Source organism: Rhizobium sp. NZLR10 (assembly GCF_019685125.1).
Taxonomy (GTDB): domain Bacteria; phylum Pseudomonadota; class Alphaproteobacteria; order Rhizobiales; family Rhizobiaceae; genus Rhizobium.
In genome coordinates this window covers 143,112-159,713 of record NZ_JABDWE010000002.1, presented here as the reverse complement: position 1 = coordinate 159,713, position 16,602 = coordinate 143,112, and the positions used below count along the sequence as shown (strand labels likewise).

Here is a 16,602-nt window from a genome sequence, read left to right as displayed (position 1 = left end):
AGACGTCGCGAGAAACAGCGGCGCGGCGTAAATAAATTAGAAACCATAATTCGTCATCCTTGCGAGACAGTCGGAAGTCGCGAGTGGTCTAAATTCGGCCCACTTGCGCCTATACCGGCCCCGGCGAAGTGTAGTCAGTCAGTGCCGCCGGCCTGCGTAGCGAGTTTGAAAGACGAGTGTAGTATGGCGTTTGCGGTCGGGACGTTCGATGACGTCACCCCTCTTGGCGGATCTGCCTTTCGTTTGCGCGGATCTCGCGGCTTTCTTTACGGCGTCGTCGGCGCCGGATTTCTGACCTCCACATGGTTGATCGCGACCTTGGCGACAATGCACTCGGTGGCCGTGCCCGTTTCTCCGCCCGACAGATTCACGCAGGCGGCATCGGCGCCGAAGGCCAAACCGGCGACGCCCCACGAGCGGCTGATCCATGTCGGCAAGGCTGACCGGCTGGCCGCCTTCGATGCGAAGCCGAAGATCCCGCTGACGGCGAGCCTCATTCAATCCCACGCCGAAAAGACTGCCGCCGCCGTAACGGCACTGGCGGCACTTACAAAACACAATCGGCTTGTCATGGCTGCCGAGCAGCCAGTCGTGGCGGCAATTTCGGACAGCGCCAAGTTCCGCAAGGATGATGTGATCACGCAGGCGCCGGTCGATGTCGCCTCGGCAGCGACGGAAGAACACGACGGCGACCGGGTCATCATTCCCTCGAAGGAGGCCGTTGCTGCTGCCGAACTCCCGGCCCTTCTGGCACTTGCCGATGCCGGATCCCGGCAGATCGCACCGGCTCCGGTCGAACCATCAGCATCTCCGGTCCGCACCGCCGCAATTCCCGCCTCGGAACCCGCACCGGTGGCCGTTGCCGCCGCCGACGACGCGCCGCCTTTCGATCTGGTGCTGACGCCCGACGAAGACTCCGTGCCGCTGCCGATGGCGCGTCCCGACGGCCTTATCGGCAAGCCGGCGCCGGTCGCCAAGGGTTCGCAGCGCGCCGGCGAACCTGCACTTGCCTACGCCCAGCCAAACTCGCCGATCGAGGACGACAAGGACGATGCAGTGCCACGCTACGACAAGCCGGTCTTCTCGCCGAAGCTGCGCGCCGGTGTGGCGATCTACGACATCGAGAACAGCACCGTCTATCTGCCGAACGGCGAGAGGCTGGAAGCCCATTCCGGTCTCGGCAAGATGCGCGACAACCCGCGTTTCGTGAATAAGAAGATGCACGGGCCGACGCCGCCGCACACCTATGCCCTCACCATGCGCGAGAGCCTTTTCCATGGTGTCGAGGCGCTGCGGCTGACCCCGCTCGAAGGCGCGGACGCCATCTATGACCGTGTCGGCCTGTTGGCCCACACCTACATGCTCGGCAAAGACGGTGATTCCAACGGCTGCGTCTCCTTCAAGGACTACCGCCGTTTCCTCGCCGCCTACAAGCGCGGTGACATCAAGCAGCTCGTGGTGGTGCCACGGCTGAACAACAAGCCCGCTTCGACGCTCGCCTCGCTGTTTTCATCGCGCAGCTAAGCAATAGGAGAGCGCGCAGCCGCTGGCGTGCCCGCGGGCGCTATTTCAACCAGGTTGCGATTCGCTCCACCGCCTCGGCGATCTCGGCTTCCGAGCCCGCATAAGACAGACGCAGGGTTCGATGTCCTACCAGCGGATCGAAGTCGAGGCCGGGTGTTGCGGCGACGTCGATTTCCGCGAGCATGCGCTTGGCAAAACCCATGCTGTCATTGGTGAAGCGGGTGACGTCGAGATAGGCGTAGAAGGCGCCGTCCATCGGTGACGCGATCGCAAGGCCGATCTCCGGCAGGCGGCGCATCAGCAAGTCGCGGTTGGCGGCATAGCTCGCCTTATAAAGATCGAGTTCGTCGCCGGCACCGAGCGCGGCCGTGGCGGCGATCTGGGAAAGTTCGGGCGGAGAGATATAAAGGCTTTGCGCCACCCGCTCGATCGGCCGCACCAGGCGCTCCGGCAGCACCATCCAGCCGATTCGCCAGCCGGTCATGCAGTAATATTTGGAGAAGGAGTTGATGACGATCGCCTCGTCGGTCAGCTCCAGCGCGCTGGCCTCCTCGCCGGCGAAGGTCAGCCCATGATAGATTTCATCGGAGATGAAGGCGATGGAATGGGCCGCGCAGTAGTCCGCGAGCGCTTTCAGCCCATCGCGAGCGGTCACCGTGCCGGTCGGGTTGGCGGGGCTTGCGAGCAGCACGCCTTTCAGCGTCACGCCGCTTTCCTTCTGCGCCGCCTCGAGGCTCTCAGGCGTCAGGGTGAAGTGGGTCTCGGCCGTTACCGGCACTTCGACAACCTTCAAGCCAAGCGCGCCGAGGATATTGCGATATGCGGGATAACCAGGCCTTGCGATCGCCACAGCATCGCCGGCATCGAAGAGCGACAGGAAGGCGAGGTTGAAGCCGGCCGAGGAACCGGTGGTGATGGCGATCCGCTTGGGATCGATCTCCAGGCCGTGGCGATCCTTATAGTGCCGGGCAAGTGCCGATTTCAGCAGCGCCGTTCCCAGCGCATCGGTATAACCGATCCGGCCTTCGGCAAGAGCTGCGCGCGCTGCTTCAAGGGCAGCCTGAGGGGCGGGATGCGAGGGCTGACCGACCGCCATCGAGATAACGGGCTGGCCGGCCGCCCGCCTTTTCGTCGCCTCCGCCAGGACGTCCATGGCATGAAATGGCTCGACTTCGCTGCGTTTCGATATGGAAAACAAGATCGCTTCTCGCTCGGCTACTTCACTGACGGCCTGACAATTGCCGCATTAATCGGCTCATCACAATCCCGCGAGGGTCACGCTGGGATGAAAATTCCTGTTTGAGCAGAACACAACGCACCGTACCTTGACGCGACGCACTCAAGTCCATAACCCGGCGACGGTCTTTTCGACAGAGAGACGACCACATCGCCGTTGACGAGGATATCATGGCCTTTCTTCCGAAAACCTTCACCGCACTGGCACTTGCCGCATCGATCGCCCTTCCGTTTCCGGCGGCAGCGCTCGACGACCAGCAGAAGAAGGAGTTCGGCGAATTCATCAAGCAATACCTGATCGAGAATCCCGAGATCATGCTCGATGTTCAGGATGCGCTGCAGAAGAAGCAGGAAGCCCAGCGGCTGGTGAAGGCCAATATGGCGATCGACGAGAACACGGCCGCGATCTTCGATTCGAAGAACGACGTCACCCTCGGCAATCCCAAGGGCGATGTCACCGTCGTCGAATTCTTCGATTACAATTGCAGCTACTGCCGTCACGCGCTTCCCGACATGCAGGCGATGCTCAAGAAGGACAAGAACGTTCGTTTCGTGCTCAAGGAGTTTCCGATCCTCGGGCCGGATTCGGTCGCAGCCCACAAGGTGGCCGACGCCTTCCGCAAGCTGGCGCCGGAGAAATATGCCGATTTCCATGTCGCGCTTCTCGGCGCCGAAGGCCGCGCCTCCGACGAAACGGCGATCGCGGTTGCAGCTTCGCTCGGCGTCAGCGAGAACAAGATTCGCGCCGAGATGGCAAAGAGCCCGAATGATGGTGTCGTCCAGGCGACCTACCAGCTCGCCTCCAGTCTCGGCATCAGCGGCACGCCGTCCTATGTGATCGGCAACGAACTGGTGCCGGGCGCCGTCGGGCTCGACGATCTCGAAGCCAAGGTCAAGAATATGCGCAGCTGCGGCAAGACCGCCTGCTGAGCAAGTGAGCCGCCAGCCGGCCGCCCATCAAATCGCCAAAATCGAAGCGTTTCAACCATGTGGACAAATGTGGCGTGATTCCGCTGGCCAATCCGTAAGGGCTTTCATTCAGCCTTCACGGAGTCTATAGGTTGCCGTCGTACATTTTACGGAACATTCGATGACGCAAACGATTTTCGTCCTGAACGGCCCCAACCTGAACATGCTGGGCAAACGAGAGCCCGGCATTTATGGTGGCAAGACGCTGAAGGACATCGAAGCGGACTGCAAGGCCGCCGGCCGCGAACTCGGCTTCGACATCGATTTCCGTCAGAGCAATCACGAAGGTACGCTTGTGGACTGGTTCCATGAGGCCGACGAAAAGGCCGTCGGCGTTGCCATCAACGCAGGCGCCTATACGCATACTTCGGTCGCGCTGCATGATGCGATCCGCGCTATTTCCATTCCCGTCATTGAACTCCACATATCCAACGTTCATGCGCGGGAAGAATTCCGCCATAAGTCGATGATTGCGCCGGCATGCAAGGGCGTGATTTGCGGCTTCGGGCCTCATAGCTACATCCTGGCGCTTCATGCGCTGAAGAACATCACGGCATAAGAATAAGACAGGGCAACACCATGGCTGAAAAGAAATCGGGTATCGATCAGGCACTGATCCGCGATCTCGCCAATATCCTCAACGAGACGGATCTGACGGAGATCGAGGTCGAGCAGGACGACCTGCGCATTCGCGTTTCGCGTGCAGGCACGCCGCAATATGTCCAGGCGCCGATCGCAGCGCCTGCCTATGCCGCAGCCGCCGCTCCGGCAGCAGCAACTGCGCCGGCCGCCGCTCCCGCCCGCAATCCCGCCAATGTCGTCAGTGCGCCGATGGTCGGCACCGTCTACATGGCGCCGGCTCCCGGCGCGCGTGCCTTCATCGAAGTCGGCGCGACAGTCAAGGAAGGCCAGACGCTGATCATCATCGAAGCGATGAAAACGATGAACCAGATCCCCTCGCCGAAGTCGGGCAAGGTGACCGAGATCCTCGTCGATGACGGACATCCCGTCGAATACGGCCAAGCCCTCGTCGTCATCGAATAGGCCCATGCCCATGATTTCGAAAATCCTCATCGCCAATCGCGGGGAAATCGCCCTTCGCGTGCTTCGGGCCTGCAAGGAGCTCGGCATCGCCTGCGTCGTGGTTCATTCCACCGCCGACGCCGATGCCATGCATGTGCGGCTTGCCGACGAAAGTGTCTGCATCGGCCCGCCCTCCTCGCGCGAGAGCTATCTCAATATCCACCAGATCGTCGCCGCCTGCGAGATCACCGGCGCCGACGCCGTGCATCCGGGCTACGGCTTTCTGTCGGAGAATGCCAAGTTCGCCGATATTCTCGAAGCCCACGGCATCACCTTCATCGGGCCGACGGCGGATCATATCCGCATCATGGGCGACAAGATCACCGCCAAGACGACGGCGCTGGAACTCGGCATTCCCGTCGTTCCGGGCTCGGACGGCGAAGTGAAGACCGAAGAGGATGCGCTGAAGACGGCTGCTGAAATCGGCTATCCCGTGCTGATCAAGGCAACGGCCGGCGGCGGCGGACGCGGCATGAAGGTCGCCAAGAGCGAGGCCGACGTGATCGAGGCCTGGTCGACGGCGCGCACCGAAGCGGCGGCCGCCTTCGGCAACGATGCCGTCTATATGGAAAAATATCTCGGCAAGCCGCGGCACATCGAAATCCAGGTGTTCGGCGACGGCGAAGGCAATGCCATTCATCTTGGCGAGCGCGACTGCTCGCTGCAGCGGCGACACCAGAAGGTCTGGGAAGAGGCGAATTCGCCGGCGCTCAACGTCGAGCAGCGGATGAAGATCGGCCAGGTCTGCGCCGACGCCATGAAGAAGCTGAAATATCGCGGCGCCGGCACGATCGAATTCCTCTACGAGAATGGCGAGTTCTATTTCATCGAAATGAACACCCGCCTGCAGGTGGAGCATCCGATCACGGAAGCGATCACTGGCATCGACCTCGTGCACGAGCAGATCCGCGTCGCCTCCGGCGGCGGTCTTTCGGTGACCCAGGATGAAGTGCATTTTTCCGGTCATGCCATCGAATGCCGCATCAATGCCGAGCACCCGCGCACCTTCGTGCCCTCGCCCGGCACGATCACGCATTTTCACGCTCCGGGTGGTCTCGGCGTACGCATCGATTCCGGTGCCTATCAGGGCTACAAGATCCCGCCTTATTACGACAGCCTCATCGGCAAGCTGATCGTGCACGGCCGCACGCGCGTCGAATGCATGATGCGGCTGCGCCGAGCACTCGACGAATTCGTCGTCGACGGCATCAATACGACGCTGCCGCTGTTCCAGGATCTCGTCTCCAACCAGGATATCGCCAACGGCGACTACGACATCCACTGGCTGGAAGACTACCTCGCCAACACACCGGCGGCATAGGGCGGGAATGGCAGGATCGCGCAGGAAGTCACCAGGCATCACTCCTGAAATCCTCCTGCGCGCCTATTCCATCGGCCTCTTCCCGATGGCCGAATCCGCCGACGACCCGGAAATTTTCTGGGTCGAGCCGGAATTGCGCGGCGTGCTGCCGTTCGACGATTTCCACGTGTCGAAGAGCCTTGCCAAGACGGTGCGCCGAAAACCCTTCGAGATCCGTTTCGATTACGCTTTCGATCAGGTGATCGCGGCTTGCGCGGAAGAGACCTCCGGGCGCCCGAGCACCTGGATCAACAGAACGATCAGATCCCTTTACTCGACGCTGTTCGACATGGGCCATGCCCATACCGTCGAAGCCTGGGACGGTGATGATCTGGTCGGCGGTCTCTATGGCGTCTCGCTGGGCTCGGCCTTCTTCGGCGAAAGCATGTTTTCGCGGCGAACGGATGCCTCGAAAATCTGCCTCGTGCATCTGGTCGAGCGGCTGCGGGAAAAAGGTTTCACCCTGCTCGATACACAGTTCACCACCGAACACCTGAAGACGTTCGGAGCGATAGACGTTCCGAAGGCCGATTATGCCAATATGCTTGCCACGGCGATGGAGTCGCCACACATTAAGTTTTAAGCTCCGAAAGATCAGGCGCCGGCGGTTAGCCGGATGCCGCGGCGCCCGGCAGTCGAGTTTATTTGCTCGGAGTCCCGGCGCTCAACAGCGCCCGGACCAATGCCGCCTGGCTGCGGACGCCTGTTTTGTCGAAGATGCGCTGCAACTGGGTGCGTAACGTGTTGACACTGACCCCAAGCTGATCGGAGGCGGCGGCGAGGTCGTGGCCATCGACGATCAGGCGAGCAAGCCGGGTCTGCGCCGGCGAGAGGCCGAAGACCTCCCGCGCGCTCGCAATCCGACGCACCACCGTCTCGGCGTCGTCGAAGGAAACCAGCGCCTTGCCGTCCTCGAGCAGGACCCAGCAGTAGAGCGGAATCCCCGCCGCGTCCTCGCCGAGCGCCACCGACCAGGCCTGCTTCGGCGCGATGTTCAAAGGTCTCTGGCTCTGCAACTCATGGAATGCCAGGCGCACCGCCTCGCGCAGCGCGACGTCGCGATCACGCCGCCGGGCGCGCAAGCGGCCGGCAGCGGCGACGAGCCCCGGATGGCCGCGAATCCGTTCCCGCGCCAGCCGGTTCGTCCAGAGGATTTTTGCATCCGCGTCGACCTCGATCAGCGAGCATCTCGCCTCCTCGACGCTGCTCTCCATCATTACCATGCAGCCGATCTTCCAGGCGCCGCCGATCCGGTGAAGTATCCGCAGTTGGCGCTTGCGATCCTCGCCGGTGTCGCTGCCGATCTGATCGAAGGTCACCCAGGCCATGTTGGCGTCAACGACGATGTTGACTTTTTCCCAGCGGACGCGCCCCTCGAAGGCGTGTTTCTCCGGGAATCGCTCCACGATCTTCTTGATCCGCGCCGCGATCGGGTCCCAACCTTCGTCCACCCGGACGCCCAGCGAGGCGAAGGCTTCCATCCGCCGGGTCTGCGGCGACTGCATCCAATGGCTCGCCAGCGCCTCGAAGTCCCGCTGCAGCCAGGCCTCGGTTTCGGCGCGGATCACCGCCATGATCGACGCCCGGTCAGCCTCGCTGTCGTCCATCTCCCGTTCCCCAGTGACAAGGGATCGCAGCATAGCATGATCGGTCTGTCTGACCATGACGACGCCTCATGCCTTGATGACGCCAGCCAGAAACAGCGTCACGCCGGCGGTCGTTGCGATCAGGCCGAGTAACCGAAGCCCCAAGGGCGGCGGCAGGGTGATCTGATTTCGGTAGTATCGGCCCTCGGCCGCGGCGTCCATCTGTGTGGGGCGGCGGTGGTTCGGCATGTGAGCAGCGACGAGACTCTGAAGATCCATTTGATGCCTCTTGGTTCGGGGCTTCATCTGAAACATTCTCGCACGCATCCGAGCCGTACCCTGTCATGCAGGCGGACGACATCGGGCTCAGAAGATCACGCTTGCCGCTGGGCCTCCCTTTGCACGAAGTAAGGAAATCGAAGACGTCATTGCGATCGTCACGAAGCACCTGCAGTTCGACGAAGGGAAGGTCTGGCGCGTTGGCGGGACGCTTTTTAGCGGGCTGTCGCCTTGGTGCCGTCAGGAGCCGGGACGTCCGAGTTTGCCTTGCAGTCCTTCAGCCAGACGTCGTAGATCGGGTGTTCGACGGCGTTAAGGCCCGGGCTGGCGGCGAACATCCAGCCGGTGAAGATGCGGCGGATCTTGCGGTCGAGGGTGATCTCGTCGACCTCGACGAAACCGTCGATCTTCTGTGCTTCGGCTTGGTCGCGCGAATAACAGGCCTTCGGCGTCACCTGCAGCGCGCCGAACTGAACCGTCTCGTTGACATAGACGTCGAAGGTGGTGATACGGCCGGTGATCTTGTCGAGGCCGGAGAAGACGGCTACCGGATTTTCGATGCGTGCGGCATTCGCCGCAACTGGCGGAAGCAAGGCCGAGAGCGCCAGCAGCGATCCGGCGGCACGCAGCACCCTGTTCCGCGTGAAGAGCTTCATGTGTACCCGTCTCCAGACATTCTTCGTTCGCAGCCGCGGTCAAGCGCGGCCAACCTGCGGGTAAAGGTCAATTGTGGCCAAAAGCCGGGTTTGGGATTGCCCGGTCGAGCCGTCTCAGTTGCCCGGCGTCCAGGCGTCGTAATCGCCGGTGACGCGGGGACGCTCACCCGGAACGGCGATTGAGCCTGGCGGACGGTAAGCCTGCGCAGAACCGGTGAAATTGGGGCGATGCGCCTTCTGCCATTCCTTGGCGACGTAGGTCTCCTTGGACGGCGGAACATCGGTGCGATGATGCATCCAGCCATGCCAGCCCGGTGGAATGGCGGAGGCATCGGCATAACCCTTGTAGATTACCCAACGCTTCGGCAGGCCGTAGGAAGACATGCCGCCTTCGTAATAGACGTTGCCGAATTCATCCTCGCCGACGCGCTTGCCGAAACGCCAGGTCGCAAAACGCGTGCCCATCGTCTGACCGTTCCACCAGGTAAAGGTCTGAACCAGAAGATTCCACATGTCTTTTCCTTGTGCCCGTCAGATGCGAGCCAAACCAGAATTCGTTTTCTCGCTTATGCCGTCGCCAAGCCGAATTGTCCAGCGATTCCACGACAAGCACCGGTCATTTCAAAGCCATCTTGAAGCCGAGATGCGAGGGCTTGAAACCCAGTCTTTCATAGAAACGATGGGCATCCTTGCGGATCGCATTCGAGGTCAACTGCACCAATCGCACGCCGCGGCCTTTTGCCTCGGCAATGGCGAATTCGATCATCCGTGCGCCGATCCCCTGCCCGCGCATATCGGCCCGGGCCTGCACCGCCTCGATGATCATCGCCGAGGAACCGCGGCCGGTCAGCGAGGTCGTCACCATCATCTGGAAGGTGCCCACGACCTCACCGCCGCACTCCGCGACATAAAGCGCCTGGTCGGGCGAAGCCTCGATGGCTGCGAAGGCCCTGAGATAATCGGCAAAGGCGTCGGGATCGATCGTATCGCCATGACCACCGAGCGCATCGGCTGCGAATAGAGCCACCAGAGCCGGCAGATCCTGCGGCCGCGCTTGGCGAACGACAATGTCGGACAACGCGGACGCCATAGACTCAATTCCCTTCGAGCGGTTTTTCGAAAATCAGCGTGGGAATGCCGGATTGCCCGGCCCCGCCATTCTCGTTGCGTCCAACCTCGGTGAAGCCGTGCGCGTGATAGAAGGCGATCGCTGCCACGTTCTGCGGCTCGACTTCGAGACGCATGATTTCCGCATCCGGGAAGCAGCTTTCGAGTTCGGCGAAGAGATCGCGGCCGATGCCCTGGCGTTGCAGCGCCGGCCTGACATAGAGAAGATGCAGCATGACTGTCTTCGCCAGCTCAGGCGACATCGCCGCATACCCCATGCCGCCGATAGTGCGGCCATCGTCGGCAACGAGGAATTCAGCGTCCTTTCGCACCAGGCGCGTCTTCAGTGCGGCGAGAGAAAAGAGCTGGGTGGTGAGCTCATCCACCCTGGCCCTGCCATGCAGACCGTCATAGGTGGCGTGAAAGCTCTCTACCAGCAGGACGCGGACCTTTTCCAAGTCACGCTCGCCGGCCGTGCGGACGAAATACACCGCTTATTCCTCGATGCCGAGCTTCGCCTTGACGAGCGCCTGGACGGCCTGCGGATTGGCCTTGCCACCGGTCGCCTTCATCACCTGGCCGACGAACCATGCGGCCAGGGTCGGCTTCGCCTTGACCTTTTCCACCTGATCGGGATTGGCGGCAATGATCTCGTCCACGGCCTTTTCGATCGCGCCTGTATCCGTCACCTGCTTCATGCCGCGCGCTTCGACGATCTCGGCGGGATCGCCGCCCTCGCTCAGCACGATTTCGAAGAGGTCCTTGGCGATCTTGCCGGAAATGGTTCCAGCCTTGATGAGATCGATGATGGCGCCGAGCTGGACCGGCGAAACCGGTGTCTGCTCGATATCCTTGCCGGTGCGGTTCAGCGCGCCGAGCAGGTCGTTGATCACCCAGTTTGCCGCCATCTTGCCGTCACGGCCTGCAGCCACCGCCTCGAAATAATCGGCGATCGCCTTTTCGGAGACGAGCACCGAGGCGTCGTAGATCGACAGACCGAGTTCGCGCACGAAGCGCTCCTTCTTGTCGTCAGGCAATTCCGGCAGATCGGCTGCGAGCGCGGTGACGAAGGCATCGTCGAATTCGAGCGGTAGCAGGTCCGGATCGGGGAAATAGCGATAGTCGTGCGCATCCTCCTTGGAGCGCATGGAGCGCGTCTCGCCCTTGTTTGGGTCGAAGAGCCGCGTCTCCTGATCGATCTTGCCGCCATCCTCCAGAATACCGATCTGACGGCGGGCTTCGTATTCGATCGCCTGGCCAATGAAACGGATGGAGTTGACGTTCTTGATTTCGCAGCGCGTGCCGAAATCTTCGCCCGGACGGCGGACGGAGACGTTGACGTCGGCACGCATCGAACCTTCGTCCATGTTGCCGTCGCAAGTGCCGAGATAACGCACGATCGAGCGCAGCTTGGTCATATAGGCCTTGGCCTCGTCGGACGAGCGCATGTCGGGCTTGGAGACGATCTCCATCAGCGCGACGCCGGAGCGGTTCAGATCGACATAGGACATGGTCGCGTGCTGGTCGTGCATCGACTTGCCGGCATCCTGCTCCAGATGCAGGCGCTCGATGCCGATCTCGATATCCTCGAACTGGCCCTGGCGGTCCGGCCCGAGCGAAATGACGATCTTGCCCTCGCCGACGATCGGATCCTTGAACTGCGAGATCTGATAGCCCTGCGGCAGGTCGGGATAGAAATAGTTCTTGCGGTCGAAGAGCGAGCGCTTGTTGATCTGGGCTTTGAGGCCGAGACCGGTGCGCACGGCCTGCCTGACGCATTCCTCGTTGATGACCGGCAGCATGCCGGGCATGGCGGCATCGACCAGCGAGACATTCGAATTCTGCGGCTTGCCGAATTCCGTCGAGGCGCCGGAGAAGAGCTTCGAATTGGAGAGCACCTGGGCATGGACTTCCAAGCCGACGATGACTTCCCAGTCGCCGGTGGCGCCGGGGATGAAGCGTTTCGGATCAGGCGTGCGGACGTCGACAAGGGTCATCTGATACTCTTTGCAGGCTGTTCTTTTCCATTCGTGAGGTAAAGGAAATGGCGTGCCGGTGCAAGGCTTTCGCGGAATCGCATGGCAGTTGCCGCCGGCCGCTTCTGCCCGCAGAGAAAGGCCGCTTTGCACCAGGAGCGGCCATGCATTTCATGGACACGAACCGATGGACAAGAGTTTCGACCGCCCCGATTGTCGATACCATAGTGATCTCTATCTTCAGTAAAAATACCTTGGACCGAAAGCTCCCATGGGAAGACTGAAGGAAATCGTGGTTGATTGCGACGTCCCCTCACGGGTTGCTCGTTTCTGGGCGGCTGCGCTCGATGGTTATGAAGTGATGCCTTATGACGATGATGAGTTGGCCCGCCTCGCCGCGATAGGACTGACGCCCGACACGGACCCGACCGTGATGGTCGATGGTCCCGGAACACGCCTTTGCTTCCACCTTCGCCAAGGAGAACGTCCAGCCCGCAACCGTGTTCATCTCGATATCGCCGCTGACGATCGGGAGAAAGAAGTGAAACGGCTCTTATCCCTCGGCGCGACATTGGTGCGCGAGACGGATGCTTACTGCGTATTGAATGATCCCGAAGGCAATAATTTTTGCGTCACGTCCGATTATCTGCCATAGGCTTAACCGCATCCGGCGGCATTTGTCAGAATTCCTGCCCGTATCCGCCCTTACCGTCCGAAACCAGCGTTTTCGTCAGCCCGACCGAGGGCACGTCGCGGTCGAGCTTCGGATTATAGGCGACCGAGAGCCAGTGGATGCTGTAGCCGTGTTTCCGGAAGAAGCCGATCGCCTCGTTGTTGCCGGAATGGGTCTGCATCGCCGCCTTCTCGAAACCTCGATCAGCGATCTCCTTTTCGATCCGCTCAAGGAGGGCGGAGCCCAGCCCCTGGCGGGCGAAGACGGGATCGATCCAGAAATCCGAGATGGTTTCGTCCAAACCCTCGCGCGCCGCCCAGCCTGCGACCTGGCCATTCTGCTCGACGACGGTGATGGTCAGCCAGTCGTTTTCCACGAAGTTGCGAAAGGCGTTGCGGGCTGCATCGATCATCGCGTGCGATTCGCCGATCGCCGCCATCGCCTTTTGCCAGGCCCTCAGCCCGATCTCGCTCAATAGCACCGCTTCGCCGTCGCGGGCATTGCGAATGTGGATCAACGACACCTCCGCGTTATCCCGCAACTAGACCATTGAGTCGCCGAATTTACCAGTACCCCCCTGGGGGATGATGGCTGGAAACTGCGGTACTCGACCGGTTTGATCGGCAAGCACGGTCTTGACCGCCATTTCCGCGCTGAATAAAAAACCTTATCGAGGTGTTTTATGTTGAGCCTGTCACAGACCCGGTAAAGGCCCTGCCCGCAAGTCCGCTTGCGCGCAAGGGCCCGAAAAAAACGAAGCCCTGACGTTCGAAAGAGCGCCAGATCGTTTTTGTGCGCCCTGCAGGGCGCGATACCGGATCTCAACACATGGACATTTCCCGCACGGAGCAGCGCATCCTGCATCTCATGGCCCAAGGCGGCCGCATCGAAATTTCTCGCGACGACGACAGGAAGATCGAGGCAGTCAGCTGCTTCACCCGCGACGGCTGGCTCTATCCCGGCGTCGATCTCGATCTCTTTCGCAGGCTGAAGCGGCTGAGAGCGATCAAGTCCTCCAGCGGCCAGCCCTACCGGATCACCGAAAGAGGACTGAGCTTGGTCAGGGCGCAATTGAACAACAGGTAATGCACTCAGCCACCCTGACTACGCTCGAACCGGCGCGGTCAGGGTGTCGTCTCAAGCCTTTGCGGAAAGTTCCGACCGCATCGCCGACCATTCGTCGGCCATCGTGCCCGTGCCGCGCGTCTTGCCGGCTCGGCGATACCAGTAATCGGCATTCCAGTCGTCGCCCTCGATGCGATGGCAAAGCGCATGGCCCCAGTCGAACGGCTGTTGACCTTCGTGGCGCTGGCAGATTTCGTGTACCGCCTGCCAATCCGCGCCCATGGTGAAACCGGCGGCAGCAAGACTGTCGATTGCCTCGATCAATCGCGCAAGATCAATGCTCGCCATAAGCTCCTCCTGGTTCCCGTTATCGATCAGCCAGCCGCTTCTTAAGATGCACCTTTTCGAGGTCGACGCCGCTCGTGGAAGAGCCGGATCGTTGGATTCGTTACCACCACTTCGCCGGCGTAAACCGGCCGGCTGCCTGCTCGATGACGTGGGCGGTCTTGAAAAGGGTTTCCTCGTCGAACGGCTTGCCGATCAGTTGCAGCCCGAGCGGCAGGCCCTTCTGGTCGACGCCAGCGGGCACGGCGATGCCCGGCAGGCCCGCCATGTTGACCGTCACCGTGAAGATGTCGTTCAGATACATCTTCACCGGATCGGAAGCGAGGTTCTCATCGGCGACGCCGAAGGCAGACGACGGTGTTGCCGGTGTCAGGATGGCATCGACGCCGGCGTCGAAGGCGAGTTCGAAATCGCGCTTGATCAGCGTCCGGACCTTCTGGGCGCGGATGTAATAGGCATCGTAATAACCGGCCGACAACACATAAGTGCCGATCATGATGCGGCGCTTGACTTCCTTGCCGAAGCCGGCGGCGCGCGTCTTCTCGTACATGTCGACGATATCCTTGCCGTCGACGCGCAAGCCGTACCGGACGCCGTCGTAGCGCGCCAGGTTCGAGGATGCCTCGGCGGGAGCGACGATGTAATAGGCCGGAAGGGCGTATTTGGTGTGCGGCAGCGAGATGTCGACGATTTCGGCGCCGGCATCCTTCAGCCAGGCGATGCCCTGGCGCCAGAGGGTCTCGATTTCCTCAGGCATGCCATCGACACGGTATTCGTTCGGAATGCCGATCCTCATGCCCTTCAGCGACTGGCCGAGAGCTGCCTCGTAATCCGGCACCGGCAGATCGACCGAGGTCGTGTCCTTGGCGTCGACGCTTGCCATCGACTTCAAAAGGATTGCGGCGTCGCGCACGTCGCGGGCGATCGGGCCCGCCTGGTCGAGCGAGGAGGCGAAGGCGACCGTGCCCCAGCGCGAGCAGCGGCCATAGGTCGGCTTGATGCCGACGGTGCCGGTGAAAGCGGCCGGCTGGCGGATCGAGCCGCCGGTATCGGTCGCGGTGGCGCCGGCGCAAAGATGCGCGGCGACGGCTGCTGCTGAGCCGCCGGAGGAGCCGCCCGGAACGAGCTGCTGGTTGGAGCCCGCAGCACGCCAGGGATTGATCACCGGGCCGTAGTGCGAGGTTTCGTTGGACGAACCCATGGCGAATTCGTCCATATTAAGCTTGCCCAGCATGACGGCGCCGTCATCCCAGAGGTTCTGCGTGACGGTCGATTCATAACGCGGCTCGAAACCGTCGAGAATGTGGCTGCAAGCCTGGGTGTGCACACCGACGGTGGCGAAAAGATCCTTGATGCCGAGCGGAATGCCCTCGAGATCGCCTGCCTTGCCGGCAGCGATACGCTCGTCGGAGTTCTTCGCCATGACCCGGGCGAGATCGGGCGTGACCTTTATATAGGCATTCAGATGAGCATTGGCCGCATCGATCGCCGAGATATAGGCCTCGGTCAGTTCGAGTGCGGTGATCTCCTTGGCGCGCAGCTTCTGGCGGGCTTCGGCAATGGTCAGGCTGGTGAGTTCGCTCATCGTATTTTCGCTTCAGATCTGGAAATGGCAACAGGGTCGGAAAGAGGCGTTGAGCCCTATTCGACGACTTTCGGCACCAGGAAAAAATTGTGGTCGGTGACGGGCGCATTGGCGACGATATCGGCGGCCTTGCTGCCGTCGGTCACCGCATCGGTCCGCTTCTTCATCGCCATCGGGGTGACGGATGTCATCGCCTCGACGCCATCGACATTGACTTCGGAGAGTTGCTCGACGAAGCCGAGGATGCCGTTCAGCTCGCCGACCATGCGATTTGCCTCGTCTTCGGAGACGGCAATGCGGGCAAGGTGGGCAACGCGCTTCACGGTGGCAAGGTCGACGGACATGGCATTCTCCGGATAGGATTTTTCCTACCCGCTATAAAGGCCATGTCCGCCCGGTGCAACGGGATTTCGTCAGATCGACAGGCCCTCGGCGGGCTTCAGCGCCTTCACGTCAGTCTCCGATCCTTCCATGCCGGTAACGAATTTATCGGCCGTCTGCTCGATGATCGGGAAGGTACCGTAGTGGCAAGGGATCGCGGTCTTGAAGCTGAAATAGCGCCGGCAGGCAAGGGCTGCCACGGCGCCGCCCATGGTGAAGCGGTCGCCGATCGGCACGAGGCCGATATCGGGCTGGTGCAATTCATTGATCAGCGTCATGTCGGAGAAGATGTCGGTGTCGCCCATGGCAAGGATCGAGGCTTCGTCATCGAAATGCAGCATCAGGCCGTTGGCGTTGCCGAGCGCATGCGAGACGCCGTCCTCGGTGATATGCGCGGAGGAGTGCAGCGCATTGGTGAAGGTCGCCGAGAAGCCGCCGAGCGCGATCGTGCCGCCGGTATTGCCCATCTCGATCTTGTCGACGCCCTTGGAGCCGAGCCAGGCGGCGAGATCGGCATTGGCGAGAACGACGGCGCCGGTTTCCTTGGCAAGCGCCACGGTATCGCCGACATGGTCGCCATGGCCATGCGTCAGCAGGATATGGGTGACGCCTGCCGAAACATCCTTGATATCCTGGCCGGAAAAGGAGGCGTTATAGCTGAGGAATGGGTCGAGCAGGATTTTCGCCTTTCCAGTCTCGATGCGGAAGGCGGAATGGCCGAGCCAGGTGATCTTCATGAAATGTCTCCTTTATTACGCAATGCAAAAGCGGGTTTCG

General features: G+C 61.4%; 22 protein-coding genes. 9 read left to right on the top strand and 13 right to left on the bottom strand.

Features of this window, described 5'->3' with window-relative positions:
* Positions 1 to 183 precede the first annotated feature (183 nt).
* Entirely contained in the window at positions 184 to 1,524 is a 1,341-nt protein-coding gene (locus tag HJB82_RS03980) for a DUF2778 domain-containing protein (protein ID WP_221139607.1), read from the top strand.
* Between the two features lie 40 nt (positions 1,525 to 1,564).
* On the opposite strand, the gene HJB82_RS03975 is transcribed toward HJB82_RS03980, so the two are convergent.
* Positions 1,565 to 2,722: a pyridoxal phosphate-dependent aminotransferase gene (locus HJB82_RS03975; RefSeq protein WP_221139606.1), complete on the bottom strand. Its 1,158-nt coding sequence runs from the start codon at positions 2,720 to 2,722 to the stop codon at positions 1,565 to 1,567.
* Between HJB82_RS03975 and HJB82_RS03970 the strand changes: the two genes are divergently transcribed.
* The 6 genes from HJB82_RS03970 (at position 2,681) to aat (ending at position 6,755) form a co-directional block, all read left to right on the top strand.
* Entirely contained in the window at positions 2,681 to 2,827 is a 147-nt protein-coding gene (locus HJB82_RS03970) for a hypothetical protein (RefSeq protein ID WP_207584409.1), read from the top strand. The genes HJB82_RS03975 and HJB82_RS03970 overlap by 42 nt on opposite strands.
* A gap of 104 nt (positions 2,828 to 2,931) precedes the next feature.
* A complete protein-coding gene (locus tag HJB82_RS03965; RefSeq protein ID WP_207584006.1) occupies positions 2,932 to 3,690 on the top strand; it encodes a DsbA family protein in 759 nt (252 codons plus the stop codon).
* Between the two features lie 160 nt (positions 3,691 to 3,850).
* Positions 3,851 to 4,288: a type II 3-dehydroquinate dehydratase gene (gene aroQ, locus HJB82_RS03960; RefSeq protein WP_007825196.1), complete on the top strand. Its 438-nt coding sequence runs from the start codon at positions 3,851 to 3,853 to the stop codon at positions 4,286 to 4,288.
* 20 nt (positions 4,289 to 4,308) lie between these two features.
* Positions 4,309 to 4,773 carry an acetyl-CoA carboxylase biotin carboxyl carrier protein gene (gene accB / locus HJB82_RS03955; protein ID WP_207584005.1) on the top strand — a complete coding sequence of 155 codons (465 nt, stop codon included), beginning with the start codon at positions 4,309 to 4,311 and terminating at the stop codon, positions 4,771 to 4,773.
* 4 nt (positions 4,774 to 4,777) lie between these two features.
* A complete protein-coding gene (accC, locus tag HJB82_RS03950) occupies positions 4,778 to 6,133 on the top strand; it encodes an acetyl-CoA carboxylase biotin carboxylase subunit (protein ID WP_207584004.1) in 1,356 nt (451 codons plus the stop codon).
* Positions 6,134 to 6,140: 7 nt separating this feature from the next.
* Entirely contained in the window at positions 6,141 to 6,755 is a 615-nt protein-coding gene (gene aat / locus HJB82_RS03945) for a leucyl/phenylalanyl-tRNA--protein transferase (RefSeq protein ID WP_207584003.1), read from the top strand.
* A gap of 58 nt (positions 6,756 to 6,813) precedes the next feature.
* Here aat and HJB82_RS03940 read toward each other — a convergent pair whose 3' ends face one another.
* The 7 genes from HJB82_RS03940 to gatB form a co-directional block, all read right to left on the bottom strand.
* Positions 6,814 to 7,836: a helix-turn-helix transcriptional regulator gene (locus HJB82_RS03940; protein ID WP_207584002.1), complete on the bottom strand. Its 1,023-nt coding sequence runs from the start codon at positions 7,834 to 7,836 to the stop codon at positions 6,814 to 6,816.
* A gap of 9 nt (positions 7,837 to 7,845) precedes the next feature.
* Entirely contained in the window at positions 7,846 to 8,037 is a 192-nt protein-coding gene (locus HJB82_RS03935) for a hypothetical protein (protein ID WP_207584001.1), read from the bottom strand.
* Between the two features lie 215 nt (positions 8,038 to 8,252).
* Entirely contained in the window at positions 8,253 to 8,693 is a 441-nt protein-coding gene (locus HJB82_RS03930; RefSeq protein WP_164009333.1) for a DUF2155 domain-containing protein, read from the bottom strand.
* 114 nt (positions 8,694 to 8,807) lie between these two features.
* Positions 8,808 to 9,206, bottom strand: coding sequence for an NADH:ubiquinone oxidoreductase subunit NDUFA12 (locus tag HJB82_RS03925; RefSeq protein WP_207584000.1), 399 nt, complete (start codon positions 9,204 to 9,206; stop codon positions 8,808 to 8,810).
* 103 nt (positions 9,207 to 9,309) lie between these two features.
* The gene (locus tag HJB82_RS03920) at positions 9,310 to 9,783 is read right to left on the bottom strand and encodes a GNAT family N-acetyltransferase (protein ID WP_207583999.1); all 474 of its coding nucleotides are present in this window, start codon (positions 9,781 to 9,783) and stop codon (positions 9,310 to 9,312) included.
* A 4-nt stretch (positions 9,784 to 9,787) separates the two neighbouring features.
* Positions 9,788 to 10,291, bottom strand: coding sequence for a GNAT family N-acetyltransferase (locus HJB82_RS03915; protein WP_207583998.1), 504 nt, complete (start codon positions 10,289 to 10,291; stop codon positions 9,788 to 9,790).
* A gap of 3 nt (positions 10,292 to 10,294) precedes the next feature.
* The gene (gene gatB / locus HJB82_RS03910; RefSeq protein ID WP_221116332.1) at positions 10,295 to 11,797 is read right to left on the bottom strand and encodes an Asp-tRNA(Asn)/Glu-tRNA(Gln) amidotransferase subunit GatB; all 1,503 of its coding nucleotides are present in this window, start codon (positions 11,795 to 11,797) and stop codon (positions 10,295 to 10,297) included.
* 250 nt (positions 11,798 to 12,047) lie between these two features.
* Between gatB and HJB82_RS03905 the strand changes: the two genes are divergently transcribed.
* A complete protein-coding gene (locus tag HJB82_RS03905) occupies positions 12,048 to 12,431 on the top strand; it encodes a VOC family protein (RefSeq protein WP_221116331.1) in 384 nt (127 codons plus the stop codon).
* A 25-nt stretch (positions 12,432 to 12,456) separates the two neighbouring features.
* Here the strand turns inward: HJB82_RS03905 and HJB82_RS03900 are convergent, their stop codons facing one another.
* On the bottom strand, positions 12,457 to 12,966 hold the full coding sequence (locus HJB82_RS03900; RefSeq protein WP_221116330.1) for a GNAT family N-acetyltransferase: 510 nt from the start codon (positions 12,964 to 12,966) through the stop codon (positions 12,457 to 12,459).
* 311 nt (positions 12,967 to 13,277) lie between these two features.
* Here HJB82_RS03900 and HJB82_RS03895 point away from each other — a divergent pair, with 311 nt between their 5' ends.
* Complete coding sequence (locus HJB82_RS03895; protein WP_207583994.1) at positions 13,278 to 13,535, top strand: YjhX family toxin; 258 nt, start codon at positions 13,278 to 13,280, stop codon at positions 13,533 to 13,535.
* A 51-nt stretch (positions 13,536 to 13,586) separates the two neighbouring features.
* On the opposite strand, the gene HJB82_RS03890 is transcribed toward HJB82_RS03895, so the two are convergent.
* From HJB82_RS03890 to HJB82_RS03875, 4 genes are all read right to left on the bottom strand, one after another.
* Positions 13,587 to 13,862 carry a hypothetical protein gene (locus HJB82_RS03890; protein WP_207583993.1) on the bottom strand — a complete coding sequence of 92 codons (276 nt, stop codon included), beginning with the start codon at positions 13,860 to 13,862 and terminating at the stop codon, positions 13,587 to 13,589.
* Between the two features lie 100 nt (positions 13,863 to 13,962).
* Positions 13,963 to 15,444, bottom strand: coding sequence for an Asp-tRNA(Asn)/Glu-tRNA(Gln) amidotransferase subunit GatA (gatA, locus tag HJB82_RS03885; RefSeq protein ID WP_207583992.1), 1,482 nt, complete (start codon positions 15,442 to 15,444; stop codon positions 13,963 to 13,965).
* Positions 15,445 to 15,500: 56 nt separating this feature from the next.
* Positions 15,501 to 15,788: an Asp-tRNA(Asn)/Glu-tRNA(Gln) amidotransferase subunit GatC gene (gene gatC / locus HJB82_RS03880; RefSeq protein ID WP_049734290.1), complete on the bottom strand. Its 288-nt coding sequence runs from the start codon at positions 15,786 to 15,788 to the stop codon at positions 15,501 to 15,503.
* Between the two features lie 69 nt (positions 15,789 to 15,857).
* Positions 15,858 to 16,562, bottom strand: coding sequence for a metal-dependent hydrolase (locus tag HJB82_RS03875; RefSeq protein WP_221139605.1), 705 nt, complete (start codon positions 16,560 to 16,562; stop codon positions 15,858 to 15,860).
* Positions 16,563 to 16,602: the final 40 nt, after the last annotated feature.